General features: G+C 71.0%; 14 protein-coding genes. 11 read left to right on the top strand and 3 right to left on the bottom strand.

What is annotated here, in order from left to right:
- The first annotated feature begins 19 nt into the window (after positions 1 to 19).
- On the top strand, positions 20 to 802 hold the full coding sequence (locus ACOPJ3_RS01265; protein WP_427870020.1) for an SDR family oxidoreductase: 783 nt from the start codon (positions 20 to 22) through the stop codon (positions 800 to 802).
- Here ACOPJ3_RS01265 and ACOPJ3_RS01260 read toward each other — a convergent pair.
- On the bottom strand, positions 793 to 2,265 hold the full coding sequence (locus ACOPJ3_RS01260; RefSeq protein ID WP_427870019.1) for an amidase: 1,473 nt from the start codon (positions 2,263 to 2,265) through the stop codon (positions 793 to 795). The two genes, ACOPJ3_RS01265 and ACOPJ3_RS01260, sit on opposite strands and share 10 nt — an antisense overlap.
- 590 nt (positions 2,266 to 2,855) lie before the next feature.
- Positions 2,856 to 3,419, bottom strand: coding sequence for a hypothetical protein (locus ACOPJ3_RS01255; RefSeq protein ID WP_427870018.1), 564 nt, complete (start codon positions 3,417 to 3,419; stop codon positions 2,856 to 2,858).
- A gap of 107 nt (positions 3,420 to 3,526) precedes the next feature.
- Here ACOPJ3_RS01255 and ACOPJ3_RS01250 point away from each other — a divergent pair, with 107 nt between their 5' ends.
- From ACOPJ3_RS01250 to ACOPJ3_RS01205, 10 genes are all read left to right on the top strand, one after another.
- Positions 3,527 to 4,651 (top strand): metal ABC transporter substrate-binding protein, encoded by a 1,125-nt coding sequence (locus tag ACOPJ3_RS01250; protein WP_427870017.1) that lies wholly within the window; start codon positions 3,527 to 3,529, stop codon positions 4,649 to 4,651.
- Entirely contained in the window at positions 4,651 to 5,433 is a 783-nt protein-coding gene (locus ACOPJ3_RS01245; protein ID WP_427870016.1) for a metal ABC transporter ATP-binding protein, read from the top strand. Before ACOPJ3_RS01250 ends, ACOPJ3_RS01245 begins: the two co-directional genes overlap by 1 nt.
- Positions 5,433 to 6,323: a metal ABC transporter permease gene (locus ACOPJ3_RS01240; RefSeq protein WP_427870015.1), complete on the top strand. Its 891-nt coding sequence runs from the start codon at positions 5,433 to 5,435 to the stop codon at positions 6,321 to 6,323. The genes ACOPJ3_RS01245 and ACOPJ3_RS01240 overlap by 1 nt, the downstream gene beginning before the upstream one ends.
- The gene (locus ACOPJ3_RS01235; RefSeq protein WP_427870014.1) at positions 6,320 to 7,180 is read left to right on the top strand and encodes a metal ABC transporter permease; all 861 of its coding nucleotides are present in this window, start codon (positions 6,320 to 6,322) and stop codon (positions 7,178 to 7,180) included. The genes ACOPJ3_RS01240 and ACOPJ3_RS01235 overlap by 4 nt, the downstream gene beginning before the upstream one ends.
- Positions 7,181 to 7,236: 56 nt before the next feature.
- Entirely contained in the window at positions 7,237 to 7,635 is a 399-nt protein-coding gene (locus ACOPJ3_RS01230; protein ID WP_427870013.1) for a Fur family transcriptional regulator, read from the top strand.
- A 282-nt stretch (positions 7,636 to 7,917) separates the two neighbouring features.
- Positions 7,918 to 8,694, top strand: coding sequence for an amino acid ABC transporter ATP-binding protein (locus ACOPJ3_RS01225; RefSeq protein ID WP_427870012.1), 777 nt, complete (start codon positions 7,918 to 7,920; stop codon positions 8,692 to 8,694).
- A gap of 86 nt (positions 8,695 to 8,780) precedes the next feature.
- On the top strand, positions 8,781 to 9,656 hold the full coding sequence (locus ACOPJ3_RS01220) for a transporter substrate-binding domain-containing protein (protein ID WP_427870011.1): 876 nt from the start codon (positions 8,781 to 8,783) through the stop codon (positions 9,654 to 9,656).
- 63 nt (positions 9,657 to 9,719) lie between these two features.
- Entirely contained in the window at positions 9,720 to 10,370 is a 651-nt protein-coding gene (locus ACOPJ3_RS01215) for an amino acid ABC transporter permease (protein WP_427870010.1), read from the top strand.
- Positions 10,367 to 11,263 (top strand): amino acid ABC transporter permease, encoded by an 897-nt coding sequence (locus ACOPJ3_RS01210; RefSeq protein ID WP_427870009.1) that lies wholly within the window; start codon positions 10,367 to 10,369, stop codon positions 11,261 to 11,263. Before ACOPJ3_RS01215 ends, ACOPJ3_RS01210 begins: the two co-directional genes overlap by 4 nt.
- A 7-nt stretch (positions 11,264 to 11,270) precedes the next feature.
- The gene (locus tag ACOPJ3_RS01205; protein WP_427870008.1) at positions 11,271 to 12,440 is read left to right on the top strand and encodes a threonine synthase; all 1,170 of its coding nucleotides are present in this window, start codon (positions 11,271 to 11,273) and stop codon (positions 12,438 to 12,440) included.
- A gap of 24 nt (positions 12,441 to 12,464) precedes the next feature.
- Here the strand turns inward: ACOPJ3_RS01205 and ACOPJ3_RS01200 are convergent, their stop codons facing one another.
- Positions 12,465 to 16,067 carry an efflux RND transporter permease subunit gene (locus ACOPJ3_RS01200; protein WP_427870007.1) on the bottom strand — a complete coding sequence of 1,201 codons (3,603 nt, stop codon included), beginning with the start codon at positions 16,065 to 16,067 and terminating at the stop codon, positions 12,465 to 12,467.
- Positions 16,068 to 16,145: the final 78 nt, after the last annotated feature.

Below are 16,145 nucleotides of genomic sequence, written 5' to 3'. Positions count from 1 at the left end.
CCGAGAAGAGGAGAGGGACATGCAGGAGCTCATGACCGGAAAGACCGTGCTCGTGACCGGGGGAACGCAGGGCCTCGGCCTCGCGATCGCCGAGGCCGCGGCGCGCGAGGGGGCCGAAGCCGTCGCGGTCGTCGGCCGGAACGCAGAGAAGGCGGAGGCCGCCGCCGCGCGGATCACGGCGGCTGGCGCGACGGGCTTCCCGATCGTTGCCGACCTCGCGAAACCGGGCGAGGCCGAGCGGGTCGTCGCGAAGACGATCACCCGCTTCGGGCGCATCGACAGCCTCGTGAACGCGGCCGGCGCCACGAGCCGCGGCACGCTCCTCGACACGAGCCGCGAGCTCCTCGACGAGCACCTGGCGATCAACCTCGTCGCCCCGTTCATGACGATGCAGGGGGCCGTCGCCGACATGCGCGGGCGCGGCGAGCCCGGCACGATCCTGAACATCATCACGATGTCGATGCACGGCGGGCAGCCGTATCTCGCGCCCTACGTCGCCTCGAAGGCGGGGCTCGCCGGCCTCACGAAGAACGCGGCGTTCGCGCACCGTTTCGACCGGATCAGGATCAACGGCCTCAACATCGGCTGGACCGCGACGCCGGGCGAGGCCGTGACGCAGCGCACCTTCCACGGCGCCGGCGACGACTGGCTCGAGGCGGCCTCCGCCGCGCAGCCCATGGGGAAGCTGGGGCAGCCCGACGAGATCGCGGACGCCGTCGTCTTCCTCCTGAGCGAGCGCAGCGGGGTCGTGACGGGCTCGATCATCGACTGGGATCAGCTGATCCCCGGGGCCTACGAGTAGCGGGGATCCGGATCCGGGCCCGGCTCCGGGTCCGGCGCCGGCTCCGGCGCCAACGCCGGCGCCAGCGCCTCGAGCTGCGCGGCGAGCTGCAGCAGCCGCAGCTCCGAGCCAACGGGCCCGATGAGCTGCGCGCCCATCGCGTGCCCGCTGGGCAGGCGCAGCACGGGCACCGCGATTGCCGGCAGCCCCGAGACGTTCACCATCGAGGTGAAGGGCGCCCACTCGCACTGCAGCCGGTAGTCGTCGTCGGGCGAGAGCCCGAGGAAGGCCCCGATCCGGGGCGGGATCATCGCGAGCCCCGGCGTGAGCACGGCGTCGAAGCGGCCCCACTGCTCGCGCACGTCGGCGGCGTAGGCGCGCAGGATCTCGCCCGCCGCGCGGAGCTCGCCCGGCTCCCGGCGCAGCGCGCGCTCGCGGAACTCCCGCGTGAACGGGGTGAGCCGCTCCTCCGCCCGCGCGGGCAGCCGGAGCGTCGCGAGCCCCGAGGTCCAGGACGCGGTGAAGGCGGCCGGGTAGCGCGGGTCGTGGTGGATATCAGCGTCCTCCATGTGGTGGCCGAGCGACTCCAGGCGCTCGGCGGCGAGGCGGTACGCGGCGCGCGCCTCGGGCGAGAGCGGCACGGGGTGGGCCGACGCGAACGGCGAGGCATCGCTCATCCCGATCCGGAGCCCCGCGAGCTCGCCCGCGCGCCGCACGGCCGCGAGGGCGGGCTCCGATCCCGCGCCGCGCTGCGCGTCGAAGAGCACTGCGGCGTCGGCCGCGGTGCGCGCAAGCGGCCCCGTGACCGTGAGGCGAGGCGCGCCGTGCGCGTCGTGCAGGCCGCTCGCGAGGTCGGTCGGCACGGTGCCGAGCCCGGGCTTCAGGCCCACGAGCCCGCAGGCGAGGGCCGGGATCCGGATCGACCCGCCGCCGTCCGAGCCCGGCGCCGCGGGCAGGAGGCCGGCCGCGACCGCGGCCGCGCTGCCGCCGGAGGATCCCCCCGGCGTGCGCTCGGGGTCGAGCGGATTGCGGCCGGGTGACGCGACCAGGTTCTCTGAGTAGCCCGTGAGGCCGAGCTCGGGCACCTGGGTCTTGCCGAGCGAGAGGGCGCCAGCGCCGTGCAGGGTCGCGACGGCGGGGGCGTCGTTCGGCGCGACCCGGTGCTTGAGCGCGGCGCTGCCGTGCGTCGTCGGGGCGCCCGCGACGTCGACGAGGTCCTTGTGCGCGAGGGGGATGCCGTGGAGCGGGGGGAGGTGCGCGCGGGTGCTGTGGCCTGCGCGCGTCTCGCGGTCTGCGGCTGCCCAGCGCTCGTCGGCCGCGGCCGCCTCGGCATGCGCGCGCTCCGGCGTGAGCGCGACGAACGCCCCCAGCCCCGCGGCCTCCTCGGCCCGCGCGAGGAAGTGCGCGGCGACCTCGCGCGCAGAGAGCCCGCCCGCGCGCAACTCGGCCCGCAGCTCCAGGACGGTGTCAGGCACGGCGCTCATCCCCCCAGCCTACGGCCAGGGGTTGGGTGCGCGCCCGGGCTCGGGCTTGGGCCCGGGCCAGCGCGCGCGCCCGCGCCCGTGCCGGCGCCCGCTCTGGCGTCGAGTCGGCCGTAAGGCCCCATTCCCGCGGTCGAGTCGGCCGTAAGGCCCCTTTCGCGGGCGTGAAATGGGGCTCTTAGGCCCACTCGACTCGGGGAGGAGGTTCTGGATCCGGAGCCTCGGGTGCGGGAACATTCTTTCGCAGGCCCGTCGAGTCGGCCGAAAGGCCCCATTCGCGGGGTCGAGTCGGCCGTAAGGCCCCTTTCGCGGGGCCTCAACGGGGCTGTTGGGCCCACTCGGCCCGGGGCGGAGGTTCTGGATCCGGAGCCTCGGAAATTTGACCTTCCCCTGACTCGGGCTCCTGCACTTTCGCCGGCGTCGGCGCCAAGTCGGCCCTAAGGCCCCATTCGCGGTCGAGTCGGCCGTAAGGCCCCTTTCGCGGGTGTGATTGGGGCCTTACGGCCGACTCGAGCTGCGGTGCGCAGGGGGGGGGCGGCGCGGGAGGAGGCGGGGGCGGAGAAGGGGGGCGCGGCGCCTCCGGGCCGCGCGCCCTACGCCCGGGGGAGCGCCACCTGGGTGAAGGTGGCCGGGCCGTCGCCCTCGACCGGGGGAATGATCCGGAACTGGATCTGAGCGGGGTCCCCGCCGCGCGTCTTGATCTCGAGATCGTGTCCCGGCGCGCCGATCTGGGGTGGGTCGCTCATCTTGAGGTATCCGCCGCGGGACACGGTCGAGCCGTGCACGGATTCGTCTTCGGACGAGGCGAAGCCGGCGTGCAGCGTCTCGATGCCGCTGAACCCGATGAACGCGAAGCTTCCGTTGTCGAGCTTCGCGAGCGGGTAGACCGCGTCGGGGCTGGGCGGGCCTTCGGTGGCCTGCCTTTCGTCACTGAGAATCTTCGCCTCCAGGGCGCGCCACTCGGGATCCTGCTGCAGCTCCGCGACCCGGTCAGCGCCAGCGCCCTCGCCGACCGCGGGGCCAGAATCATCCCGCCCCGACGCGGCGAAGAAGGGGAACATCACGAGGAGCACGAGCGCGCCGACGATCGCGATCGTCATGGCGACCGCGGATGCCGTGATCCGGGGGCCACCTCCCCGCTGAGCGTCCCTACTCATGCCTCCAGGCTACGAGCCCTGGGTAAACCCTCGGTAACAATCGTCGCTTTTGCGAATCGTTCTCACTAAGGTTAGGATGAAACTCATTCTCATTTAGAAAGTACCTCATGAGCCGCAAGAATCGCATCTCCCATCCCCTGCGCGTCGTCGCGACCGCCGGGGCAATCGCCGCAGCACTGACACTCGCGTCCTGCTCGGGCACGGCCGCCAAGGGGGAATCCGACGACGGCAAGCTCCAGGTCGTCGCCACGACGACCCAGCTGCAGGATTTCGCCTCCGAGGTCGGCGGCGACGACATCGACCTCACGGGGCTCCTCGTCCCCGGCGGCTCGGCGCACCACTTCGACCCCACGCCTGCCGACCTGCTCGCGCTCGGCAAGGCCGACGTGCTCATCGTGAACGGCGCCGGGCTCGAGTCGTTCATCGACAGCGCGGTCGAGGCCTCAGGGTTCACGGGCGAGATCGTCACCGCCTCGGACGGGATCGACCTCGCCGAAGCCAAGGCGATCACGGCCGAGGGCGGCGGAGCCGCGCACGATCACGAGCATGAGCACGCCGAAGATGAGCACGCGGATCACGACCACGCGGATCACGACCACGCGGCCGAAGAGGAGCATGCGGGCCACGCCGAAGAGGGCGACGACCACGACCACGATCACGGCGACGTGAACCCGCACATCTGGACCTCCCCGCACAACGCCGAGGGCATGGTCGACGCGGTCTCGGACGGCCTCGAGAAGGCGGATCCGGATCACGCCGCCGACTACCGCAAGCGCGCCGACGCCTACATCGAGAAGCTCGGCGAGCTCGACACCTGGGTCCACGCGCAGTTCGAGCGCGTGCCCGAGGCCGACCGCGTGCTCGTGAGCGGCCACGACTCCCTCACCTACTTCCTGCACGACTACGGGATCCGCTTCGCGGGCTCCGTGCTCCCCTCCTTCGAGGACAACGCTGAGCCGAGCGCGGCGGACATCGACGCGCTCGTCGCGAAGATCAAGGCCGAGGGCGTGAAGGCGGTGTTCGTCGAGTCCTCGATGAATCCGAAGCTCGCGCAGACCATCGCGAAGGAGGCCGGCATCGAGGTCGTCGACGCCGAGTCGCTCTACGCCGACTCGCTCGGCAAGCCCGGAACGGACGCCGAAACCTACATTGGCGCGACCGTCAGCAACACCCGTGTGATCATTGAAGCATGGGGGGTGGAACCCGAGGCGCTTCCCGCGGGCCTCGACTGATGACAGCAGCGCTATCGTTCACGAACGCGGCCTTCGGCTACGCGGGGGTCACCCGGGTCGAGGACCTGCGCTTCGACGTGCCCGAGGGCGCGGCGGTGGCGCTCATCGGCCCCAACGGTTCGGGCAAGTCGACGCTGCTGCGCGGGATCCTGGGCCTCGCTGAGCTCACCGCGGGCAGCGTCGAGGTGCTCGGCACGACCCCCGAGCGGGCGCGGCGCCGGATCGGCTCGCTCCCGCAGGCCGACACGCGCGACGCGACGCTGCCGGTGACCCTGCGCCAGGTCGTCACGATGGGGCTCTACCGCTCGCGCGGCCCGCTCCGCCCGATCGGCCGCGAGGGCCGCGCCGCGGTCGCGAGCGCGCTCGAGCGCGTGGGGCTCGCCGGGTTCGCCGGTCGCCGCTTCGGCGAGCTCTCCGGAGGGCAGCAGCAGCGCGGGATCCTCGCGCGGGCGCTCGTCTCTGACCCGGGGCTGCTCCTCCTCGACGAGCCGTTCAACGGCCTTGACCGGGAGAATCGCCGCGTGCTGCTGCGCCTCGTGCGCGAGCTGAGCGCCGAGGGCCGCACCGTGCTCGTCTCGACGCACGACCTCGAGATCGCGAAGGAGGCCTGCTCGCACGCGCTGCTGCTGTCGAGCGGTCACACCCCGGAGCAGCCGGGCCACCCGGCCGCGTTCGGCCCGCTCGACGAGGCGCTCACCCTCGACGCGGTGCAGCACGCCTTCCACGACACGACGGTCGAGCTCGATCAGCACACGGTCACGACGACCCGGGAGACGGAGTAGTGCCCGGCGCCCCCCATCTCCTCGCGGAGCTCGGCCCGCTCGGCGTCTTCGGCCTCCCCTTCATGTGGCGAGCCCTGCTCACGGTCGTGATCCTCGCGGTCGCGGCGGGCGTCGTCGGCCTCTTCATCAGCTTCCGCGAGCTCGAGTTCGTGAGCGACGGGCTCGTGCACGCCGTGTTTCCCGGCCTCGTGATCGGCGCGGCGTTCGCCGGCACCGACGGGGTGCTCCCCGGCGCCGCGCTCGCCGCCGTTGCCGCAGCGATTCTGTTCACGGTGCTCGAGCGGCGCGGGGGCGTCGGCGCCGACGCGGCGATCGCGGTCGTCCTGACCGGGCTCTTCAGCCTCGGCGTCGTGCTCGTCTCGCGGCAGGAGGGCTACGTCTCGCAGCTGCAGGAGCTGCTCTTCGGGCGCCTCCTCACGGTCACCGAGGCCCAGCTCTGGCAGATCCTCGTGGTCGCGCTTCTCGCGTGCGCGATCGTGCTCGTCACCTGGCGCGCCCAGCTCTTCCGCGCATTCGACGCCGCGGGCGCCGAGGCGTCCGGTTACCGGCCGCTCGCCGCCGACCTCTCGCTCGGGATCGCCGTCGCGCTCCTCGTGGTGGCGGGCGTTCAGGCGCTCGGCGTGCTCATGGTCATCGCGCTCCTGACCGTGCCGATGGCGGCCGCGAGGCTCCTCACGCGCGGGTTCGGGATCCTGATCCCGCTCGCGATTCTGCTCCCGCTCGGCGCGGGGGTCGCGGGGCTCTGGCTGTCGTTCGACTGGTCGGTGAACGCGGGGGCGACGGTGTCGCCAGGCGCGGTCGTCGTGCTGATCCTCGTCGCCCTCTACGGGGTCGCCGCCGTCGTGCGCGCGGGGATCCTTGCGGCCAGGCGCGGGAGGGCGGCGTCGTGAGCTATTTCGGCCTGGCCGCGCTCGAGCTCGCGCTCCTCGGTGTCCTCTCCGGCCTCGCGGGCACCGTGATCGTGCTCCGCCGCCGATCCTTCTTCGCCGTCGCGCTCAGCCACGCGACCTTTCCGGGCGGCGTGGTGTTCGCGATCGCGGGGTGGAACCTCCTGATCGGCCAAGCGCTCTTCGCTGCCGTGCTCGTCGTGCTCATGACGCTGCTGTCGCGGCTGCCCGGCCAGGGCAGGCAGGTGGCGAGCGGCGTCGTGCTCTCATTCGGCTTCGCGCTCGGCACGCTGCTCTCGAGCCTCAACCCCGGGCTCGGGATCCCGGTCGAGACGCTCCTCGTCGGCTCGCCGCTCGGTGTCTCCGTGAGCGACGTGGCTGCGACCGCCGGCGTGCTCCTTGCGGCCGCGGTCGCCCTCCTCGCCGTGGGGAGGAAGATCCTGTTCCACACCTTCGACCCGGTCGGCTACGCGGCCGCTGGCTTCCGCATCTGGCCGGTCGAGCTCGTCGTCACGGGCGTGGTCGCGGCGGCGGTCGTCGTCGCGATGCCCGCGGTCGGCGCGATCCTCGGGGTGGCCGTGCTCGTCGCACCAGCCGCCGCGGCGCGCGTGCTCGCACCGAGCGTCGGGTGGATCCCACCCATCGCGGCCCTGCTCGGGATCGGCGGCGGCCTCGCGGGGCTCTGGGTCTCGCGCGAGTTCGGGATCGCCGCCGGCGGCTCCGTGGGGCTCGTGCTCACCCTGATCTTCCTGCTGGCTATCGGTTTCGACGCCGCGAGGCGGGCTGTTCGCCGACAGCGCGGCCGTTCTGCGGCCGCGGGCGCCTCTTCCACACGGAACTTCGCTACGGTGGGTGAATAGGGCGCAGGATCCCGCCGCGAGCGGCGGGGCGCCGGTCTGAGCGAGAGGGGTGCGTGATGCAGCCGAGGCGGAACACGTGGCAGCGCGAGGCGGTGCGCGCTTCGCTCGCCGAGGCGCGCGGCTTTGTGAGCGCGCAGCAGCTACACCAGGCGCTTCGCGACGGGGGCTCGACGATCGGGCTCGCGACGGTGTACCGCACCCTCGCCGGCCTCACCGAGACGGGCGAGGCCGACACGCTGCAGTCGCCCGAGGGCGAGAGCCTATACCGCTCCTGCGCGACGCAGGGGCACCACCACCACCTGATCTGCCGCGGCTGCGGCGACACCCGGGAGCTCTCAGCGACCGTGGTGGAGGAGTGGAGCCAGCGCGTCGGCGCCGAGCACGGCTTCACCGAGATCGAGCACGTCGTCGATCTTTTCGGGCTGTGCGAGCGGTGCCGGGCCCAGTCGGAATAACCCTCCTCGGCCACGCTCGCTCGCGGCAATTCCAGCCCTGATCTGGAGACTATTCCAGGCTCCCCACGCGGGGCGATTTTCGGGTGATTTGCCGCTTTTTGTGTGACAAAGAGGTAACAATTGGCGAGCCCGATCCGGCGCAAGAACGGAAATGCGCCGGGCGTTATGCCTGATAGCAACATGAATATTCATTCATAGAATACGTCAGGGAATGAAATAGCACCGCGAGTGGGTTCACCTGTGCAGTCGCATTGACCTGTCATGGATCGATACGATCCACCCATGGCAGAGACGACAGCGGTCAGAGTGGTCCGTGACGATCGGGAACCGCTCGTCATCATCAAGGATGTCAACAAGCACTACGGCGAACTCCACGTGCTGAACGAGATCAATACCCAGGTGGGGCGAGGTGAAGTCGTCGTCGTTCTCGGGCCCTCGGGCTCGGGCAAGTCGACGCTGTGCCGGGCGATCAACCGCCTTGAGACGATCGACTCGGGCGTGATCACGATCGACGGCGAACCGCTTCCCGAAGAGGGTGCTGGGCTTGCGAAGCTCCGAGCCGACGTCGGGATGGTGTTCCAGTCCTTCAACCTCTTCGCCCACAAGACGATCCTCGAGAACGTGACGCTCGGGCCCATCAAGGTCCGCGGCATGAGCAAGAAGGCCGCGGAGGAGAAGGCGATGGCCCTCCTCGACCGCGTGGGGATCGCGAACCAGGCGAAGAAGCTGCCGTCGCAGCTCTCAGGCGGCCAGCAGCAGCGCGCGGCCATCGCCCGCTCGCTCGCCATGGACCCCAAGCTCATCCTGCTCGACGAGCCCACGAGCGCCCTCGACCCCGAGATGATCAACGAGGTCCTCGACGTCATGATCGGCCTCGCGAACGAGGGCATGACCATGGTCGCCGTGACCCACGAGATGGGCTTCGCGCGCCGCGCGGCCGACCGCATCGTATTCATGGCCGACGGCCAGATCGTTGAAGAAGCGACGCCCGAGCAGTTCTTCACCGACCCCCAGACATCGCGGGCCAAGGACTTCCTCTCGAAGATCCTCGGCCACTAAGGCTCGGGCGCGCGCCTGACCGGGCGCAACGACCGAAATCGAAGGACCGGCACAACCGGACCCCAACGAAGAAAAGGCAGGAACACATGCGAATCGCAAAGTACGCAGCAGTGATCGTGGCCGCGGGAGCGCTGGCGCTCACTGCGTGCGCATCGGGCTCACCGAACGGCGGCGGGGGAGACTCCGCGCCGGAGCCCGCGAAGGAGGTCTCCTTCGACGAGGGCACGACGATGGCGAAGCTCCATGACGCAGGCAAGATCACGATCGGCACGAAGTTCGACCAGCCCCTGTTCGGCCTCATGAACCCGACGACGAACAAGCCCGAGGGCTTCGACGTCGAGATCGGCAAGCTCGTCGCCGCGGAGCTCGGCCTCAGCGAGGACCAGATCGAGTGGAAGGAAGCGGTCTCCGCGAACCGCGAGCCGTTCATCGAGAAGGGCGAGGTCGACATCGTCGTCGCGACCTACACGATCAACGACGAGCGCAAGAAGGTCATCAGCTTCGCGGGTCCCTACTACCTCGCGGGCCAGGATCTGCTCGTGCTCGAGGGGAACCCCGACGGCATCAAGGGCATCGACGACGTCAAGGGCAAGAAGGTCTGCTCGGTGACGGGCTCGACGTCGGAGAAGAACCTGCAGGAGGCGGGCGTTGACGTGCTCGCGACCGACACCTACTCGAACTGCCTCGAGCCGCTGCGCTCGGGCGAGGTGGTCGCGGTCTCGACCGACAACGTGATCCTCGCGGGCCTCGCGGATCAGAACCAGGGCGAGTTCGAGGTCATCGACAACCCGTTCACCGAGGAGCCCTACGGCATCGGCCTGAAGAAGGACGACGTCGACTTCCAGAACTTCATCAACGACACGCTCGAGAAGTCCTTCAAGGACGGCGCATGGGCGAAGGCCTGGGAGAAGACCGCGGGCAAGGTCCTCTCGACGCCTGAGCCGCCGACCATCGAACGCTAGCCAACGGTTGGAACGGGGGCGGCCGCCTGGCCGCCCCCGATTCACTACGAAGGGATCCCTCACGTGGAAGTCCTGATCGCGAACCTGGGCGATGTGCTCGAAGGGTTCCTGCTGACGCTCCGTCTGCTGCTGTTCGGCGGCGTCGGCGCCATGATCCTCGGCCTCATTGTCGCGACCATGCGTATCTCGCCGGTCGCATCGCTGCGCACATTCGCCACCGTCTACACGGAGCTCTTCCGCAACATCCCGCTGACGCTGCTGCTCTTCTTCATGGTGTTCGTCCTGCCGCTCATCGTGCCGGAGAAGCCGCCCTACGAGGTGCTCGCCGCAATCGGACTCGCGGTCTACACCTCGCCGTTCGTCGCGGAGGCGCTGCGAAGCGGCATCAACGGCGTGCCCGTCGGCCAGGCCGAGGCGGCCCGCTCGATCGGCCTGGCGTTCGGCCAGACGCTCACCCTCATCGTCCTCCCGCAGGCGCTGCGCATGGTCGTGCCGCCGCTCATCAACGTCTTCATCGCGCTCACGAAGAACACGTCCGTCGCCGGCGGATTCTTCGTGGTCGAGCTCTTCGCGACGGCGCGCCAGCTCACCAACGCGAACGGGCACGCGGTGATCCCGATCCTCATCGGGATCGCGTGCTTCTACCTGCTGATCACCATTCCGCTCGGCCTCATCGCTGGGCAGATCGAGAAGAAGGTGAGGGTGCTCCGATGAGCCAGTCCACCGTCCTCTACGACGCCCCGGGGCCGAAGGCCAGGGCGCGATCCCGCGTCATCTCCGTCGTCGGCATCATCGCGGTGCTGGCGCTCCTCGGCTGGGTGATCTGGCGGCTCGCGCAGCCGCAGGTCGCGGTCAACGGGGCCGTGCGCCCAGGCATGTTCGACCCGTCCCGCTGGGACGTGCTCGCCTACGCCGAGGTGTGGCAGTTCATCGCGCAGGGCGCCTGGAACACGATCCGGGCCGCCGCCGTCGCGATGGTCGGCGCGCTCATCGTCGGCATGCTGTTCGCCTTCGGGCGGCTCGCCGATACGGCGTTCATTCGGGTCCCGACGACGATCATCCTCGAGTTCTTCCGTGGCATGCCCGTGCTGCTCATGATGCTCTTCATCCTGCTCGTGGCCTCGACCGGCGCCTTCTGGGCCGTGGTGCTCGCGCTCATCGTCTACAACGGGGCGATTATCGGCGAGGCGCTGCGGGCCGGGATCGTGGCCCTCAACAAGGGCCAGCGCGAAGCCGGGCTCTCGATCGGGCTGACGCCCGTGCGGACCCGCCTCATGATCGAGTTCCCGCAGGCGTTCACCCAGATGCTGCCGATCATCATCGCGCAGATGGTGGTGCTGCTGAAGGACACCTCGCTCGGCTACATCGTCGCCTACCCGGAGCTCGCTTCGACCGTGAAGAACGCGTCGAACTTCTACGGCAACGGCTACATGTTCACCTTCTGGGTGGTCGTCGTGGTGATTTACCTCGCGATCAACCTCGCGGTGTCGTGGTTCGGGCGCCGCATGGCGCGCTTCGCTTCGCGGCGCAGCGCGAAGGGTTCGGCGACGCCGGCGCCCGGCGGCGTGCAGGTGACCCCTGCGGCGGGGCCCGGATCGGGCGTGTGAGCCCGGCGTGGTGAGCCCGGCCGTGCCGGCCGCCGAGTACCTCGACCCGCGGACGGGGGAGCGCTTCCCGCTCCTCCCTCCGCGGTGGCGCTCCGACGCGGGCGCCCCCCTCCTCGTCGCCCCAGGGCGGACGGTTGTTAGCGATTTCGGGGCTTCGGCGGCGCCGGAAGCCCCGAAATCGCTAACAACCGCCGCGGTCGCGGAGCGGGGGGTGTGGCGGTATCGCTCCGCGATGGGGGTGGGGGAAGGGGTCGCACCCGTCACGCTCGGCGAGGGCGGCACGCCGCTCGTCGCGGGCGACTGGGCCGGCGAGGGCACCCGCTTCAAGCTCGAGTGGTTCTCGCCGACCGGGAGTTTCAAGGACCGCGGCGCGAGCGTCATGCTCACCGCGCTGCGGGATCAGGGGGTCACGGCCGTCCTCGAGGACAGCTCGGGCAACGGGGGCGCCGCGGTCGCCGCCTACGCCGCCGCCGCGGGCATGGCCGCCACCATCTTCGCCCCGGCGTCGACCTCGCCGGCGAAGCTCCGCCAGGCGCGCGCCTTCGGCGCCCAGGTCGAGCTCGTCGAGGGCCCGCGCGAGGCCTCGCAGGAGGCCGCCATCGCCGCCGAGGCCGCGGGCCGCGGCTTCTACGCGAGCCACAACTGGCAGCCGTTCTTCCTCGAGGGCACCAAGTCGCTCGCCTACGAACTCTGGGAGGACCTGGGCTTTCGCGCGCCCGACGCCGTCGTGATCCCGGTCGGGGCAGGGAGCCTTCTGCTCGGCTGCGCGCTCGGGTTCCGGGAGCTCCTCGCCGCGGGCGCGATCCCGCGCCTGCCGCGTCTCTACGCGGCTCAGCCGCGCAACTGCTCGCCGCTCGACGCCGCCGTGCGCGGGCCCGAGGCGGATCCGCTCGAGCGGCCCGTCGCGCCGACCATCGCCGAGGGCACCGCGATCCGGAGCCCCATCAGGCTTCCCGAGCTCGTCGAGGCGATCAGGGAGAGCGGGGGATCGACCGCCGCCATCCCCGAGGACGGGATCGCCGCGGCCCACGCCGAGCTCGCGCGGCACGGGCTCTTCGCCGAGCCGACGAGCGCGACGGCCCTCGCGGGGCACGCCGAGCTCGTCGCGCGCGGCGAGATCCGGCCGGGCGAGACCACGGTGGTGGTGCTCACAGGCTCGGGGCTGAAGGCGGCCTAGTCGCGAGCCGCTAGTCCCGAGCCACTACGCGCGGGCCGCCGCCCGCTCCGCGCGCCGCTCCCGCCGCTCCGCGCGCTTCTCGAGCTTCCGCTCACGCCGCCGCTCGACGAGCGAGTAGAGCACCGGCACGAGCACGAGCGTGAGCAGCGTCGAGGAGATCAACCCCCCGATCACGACGACGGCGAGCGGCTTCGAGATGAACACCCCGCCGCCCGTGAGGCCGAGCGCCATCGGCACGAGCGCGAAGATCGTGGCGGCCGCCGTCATGAGGATGGGGCGGAGGCGCAGGCGGGTGCCGTGCTCGACGGCTTCCTCGAGGCTCGCCCCCGCGATCCGGAGCCGGTTCACGAGGTCCATGAGCACGATCGCGTTCGTCACGACGATGCCGATGAGCATGAGCAGTCCGATGAGCGCCGGCAGCCCGAGCGGGGTGCGCGTGATGAGCAGGCCCAGGATCGCGCCCGTCGCGGCGAACGGGATCGAGACGAGCAGCACGAACGGCCCGCGGAAGCTGCGGAACGTCGCCACCATGACGAGCAGCACGAGCATGATCGCCCCGAGCATCGCGGCGCCGAGCTGGCCGAAGGCCTCGTCCTGCTCGGCGCTCACGCCGCCAAGCTCGAAGGCGACGCCGGCCGGCAGGTCGGCCTCCGCGATCGCGTCCTCGACGGCGCGGTTCGCAGCGTCGAGCTTGCCCGACTCGGGCTCGACCGTGAGCGTGATCTGCCGATCCCCGTTGGCGCGGGTGATCGTGGGGGCGGTCTTGAGCTCCTCGACCGTCGCGACCGCGGAGAGCGGGATCGCCGTGCCCGTGACCTCGGTCGCGGCCTTCTGCTCGGCCTCGGCGGCCTCCTGCTCGGCGAGCTGGCGCGAGGCGTCGGCGCGCGCCTCCCGGAGCGAGGCGATCTGCTCGTCCATGCCCTCGATTCCGGCCTGGGCGCCGGCGATCGCCTCCTGGAGCGCCCCGAGTTGCGCCGCTCGCTCCTCGGCGGCGCGCACGGCGGCCTCCTCCTCGGGGGTGCGCGGGTCCTCGGGCACGAGCGGCGCGTTGCTGAGCTCCTGCAGCTGCTGGTTCAGCATCCCGAGCTGGGAGACGAGCTCGCCGCGCTGGCTCGTTGCCTCATTCATCTGCTTCGTCAGCTCGTTGTCCGCCTTGATCCGGGCATTTTCCGCCTCCGTCTCGGCCTTCTTCTCGAGCGCGTCCGCTGCTGCCTTCTGCGCCTCGGCGGTCTGCTGCGGCGTGACGGGGAGCACGACCTCGCCGAGCTTGTCGGCTGGCCGCTCGGAGCCGGGGGTGCGCACGAGGATGTCGCGATCCCGCCCCTGCAGCATGACCTGCCCGACGGTCTCACCCTCGAGCGCGGCCTGCACGGCCTTCGCGACGGTCGCCCGGTCGAAGCCGAGCTTCGCCGCGAGCGCCTCGTCGAGGCTCACCTTCATGACCGACTGCTCGCCCGTGATGTCGCTCCTGACCGAGCGCACGCCGGAGGCGCCGGAGAGCCGCTTCTCGAGCTGCTCGCTCGCGGTGCGCAGCGCCGCGGGATCCGTGCCCTTGATCCGCAGCGCGATCCCACTGCCGCCCGCATCGACGAACGAGTCCTGCGTCTGCGTGCGCACCTCGCCGGCATCGCGCAGCTTCTCGACGGCGCGGTCGACGGCCGTCGTGACGGTCGCGGCGTCCGCGCCCTCCTCGAGCAGGAGGTCGTAGCTGATCACGGGCTCCTCGCCGGGCGTCGCGGCGGGGATTGTGGTCATGACGTCGCGCACGCCCTCCACGCCGCCGAGCGTCTTCTCGACGGGCTCGGCCGCGTCGACGAGGCTGCCCTCCCGCTCCTTCGGCGGCGTCTGCTCGACGCGCAGGCTCTCGGCGCCCGAGGAGCCGAGGAAGTCGGTCGGGATCAGGACGCTCATCGCGAGCGTCGCGAGCAGGATCACGCCGGAGGAGACGAGCGTGATGACGGGATGGCGGCGCGTCGCGTTGAGCGCGGGCATGAGGGCGCGCTGCAGGCGGTCGGGCGCCGTGTGGATCTCCGCGAGGTCGTCGTCGTGGGCGGGATCCGGATCCGGATCCGGCGCCTGGTCATCCGCCGGATCCGGATCCGGCGCCTGGTCATCCGCCGGATCCGCGGCGAGTTGCGCCACAGGCTCGGCGACCTTCGCCGGCCGGTTCCGCAGGAACAGGTAGGCGAGCACGGGAACGATCGTGAGGGCGACGACGAGCGAGGCGAGCAGTGCGATCGACACCGTCACCGCGAAGGGGCGGAACAGCTCTCCCGCGATCCCGGACACGAGCGCGATCGGGAGAAACACGGCGACGGTCGTGAGCGTCGACGCGGTGATGGCGCCCGCGACCTGGCGCACCGAGGCGACGACGGCCGCGGGTGTGAGCGGCCCCGTGCCGCGCCGCCTGCTGATGTTCTCGATGACCACGATCGAGTCGTCGACGACGCGGCCGATCGCGATCGTGAGCGCGCCGAGCGTGAGGATGTTCAGCGTGTTGCCGCTCCACCACAGTCCGATCAGGGTGATGAGCAGGGAGAGCGGGATCGAGATCGCCGCGATCACGGTCGAGCGCCAGGAGCCGAGGAACGCGAGGATCACGAGCACGGCGAAGAGCAGGCCGAGGCCGCCCTCGACCGAGAGGTCGTGGATCGACTGCTCGATGAAGGGCGCCTGGTCGAAGATCGGCACGAACTCGGCTTTGAGTGACGGGGCAATGCGGTCGAGCTCGGCGTTGACCGCGTGCGAGAGGTCGACGACGTTCGCGCCGCGCGCCGGCAGGATCTGCAGCGTGAGCGCGGGCTTGCCGTTGACGCGCGAGAGCGACTCGGCCTCGATCTGCTCGAGCTTGACGTCGGCGAAGTCCGAGATCAGGGCGACCCCGTCGGCGGTCGGAATCGGCAGGGCGGCGATGTCCTCGACGGAGCTTGGCGTCGATCCGACGCTCACCGACAGGGGCCCCTCGCCCGATTCCGCCTGGCCTGCGGGGATCGCGGCGCCGTGCGCCTCGAGCACGGGCCCGATCTGCGCCGGATCGACCTTCATACGGGCGACGTCGGCCTGCCGCAGGTCGATCGTGACGCGCGACTCCTCCCGGCCGCCGAGCTCGACCCGCTGCACGCCGTGCACGCTCTGGATCGCCGGCACGACCTGGCTCTGCAACGCGTCGCCGAACTCGGCCTCGTCCATCGACGAGCCCGCGCTCAGCACCATCGCGGGCATGTCATCGGAGCCGCCGGAGAACACCTGCACCTCGGTGCCGCGCGGCAGCGCCGACTTGACGCCGTCGGTCGCGGCGCGGATCGCCCGCATGGTCTCGTCGTCGTCGACGTCGAGGGGCCACTGGACCATGATGTCGGAGCTGCCGCTCATCGTGGTGGACGTGACGTCGTCAATGCCGGGGATCGCGCGCAGCGCCTGCTCAGTCGGCTCGGTCACGGTGCTCGCCATCTCCTCGGGCGCGAGCCCGGGGGACGTCACGGACACATAGGCCATGGGGGCCTTCATCGACGGCATGAGCTCCTGCTTGAGCGAGCTCATGGAGAAGAGGCCGAGTATCGCGACGCCAATGGTGAGCATGCCGACGATGAGGCGATTGCGGAGACTGGTGCGAGTGAGGAAGGACATGGGGCCTTTCGGGATTGCCGGGGTCCTTCAAGCTTTCCGGGTCGCGCGCGTCACGGCATCCGACCTGGGTACCGCATT

Origin of the sequence: Leucobacter luti (assembly GCF_050310065.1) — a bacterium.
GTDB classification, from domain to species: Bacteria; Actinomycetota; Actinomycetes; order Actinomycetales; family Microbacteriaceae; genus Leucobacter; species Leucobacter luti_B.
The sequence above is the reverse complement of the archived record's forward strand: the minus strand, read 5'-3'. Positions and strand labels throughout refer to the sequence as shown.

Excerpts from the sequence above, each read along its gene's own strand:
- ACOPJ3_RS01265 (WP_427870020.1), top strand. The coding sequence starts at position 20 with ATGCAGGAGCTCATGACCGGAAAGACCGTGCTCGTGACCGGGGGAACG.
- ACOPJ3_RS01260 (WP_427870019.1), bottom strand. The coding sequence starts at position 2,265 with ATGAGCGCCGTGCCTGACACCGTCCTGGAGCTGCGGGCCGAGTTGCGC.
- ACOPJ3_RS01255 (WP_427870018.1), bottom strand. The coding sequence starts at position 3,419 with ATGAGTAGGGACGCTCAGCGGGGAGGTGGCCCCCGGATCACGGCATCC.
- ACOPJ3_RS01250 (WP_427870017.1), top strand. The coding sequence starts at position 3,527 with ATGAGCCGCAAGAATCGCATCTCCCATCCCCTGCGCGTCGTCGCGACC.
- ACOPJ3_RS01245 (WP_427870016.1), top strand. The coding sequence starts at position 4,651 with ATGACAGCAGCGCTATCGTTCACGAACGCGGCCTTCGGCTACGCGGGG.
- ACOPJ3_RS01230 (WP_427870013.1), top strand. The coding sequence starts at position 7,237 with ATGCAGCCGAGGCGGAACACGTGGCAGCGCGAGGCGGTGCGCGCTTCG.
- ACOPJ3_RS01225 (WP_427870012.1), top strand. The coding sequence starts at position 7,918 with ATGGCAGAGACGACAGCGGTCAGAGTGGTCCGTGACGATCGGGAACCG.
- ACOPJ3_RS01220 (WP_427870011.1), top strand. The coding sequence starts at position 8,781 with ATGCGAATCGCAAAGTACGCAGCAGTGATCGTGGCCGCGGGAGCGCTG.
- ACOPJ3_RS01210 (WP_427870009.1), top strand. The coding sequence starts at position 10,367 with ATGAGCCAGTCCACCGTCCTCTACGACGCCCCGGGGCCGAAGGCCAGG.
- ACOPJ3_RS01200 (WP_427870007.1), bottom strand. The coding sequence starts at position 16,067 with ATGTCCTTCCTCACTCGCACCAGTCTCCGCAATCGCCTCATCGTCGGC.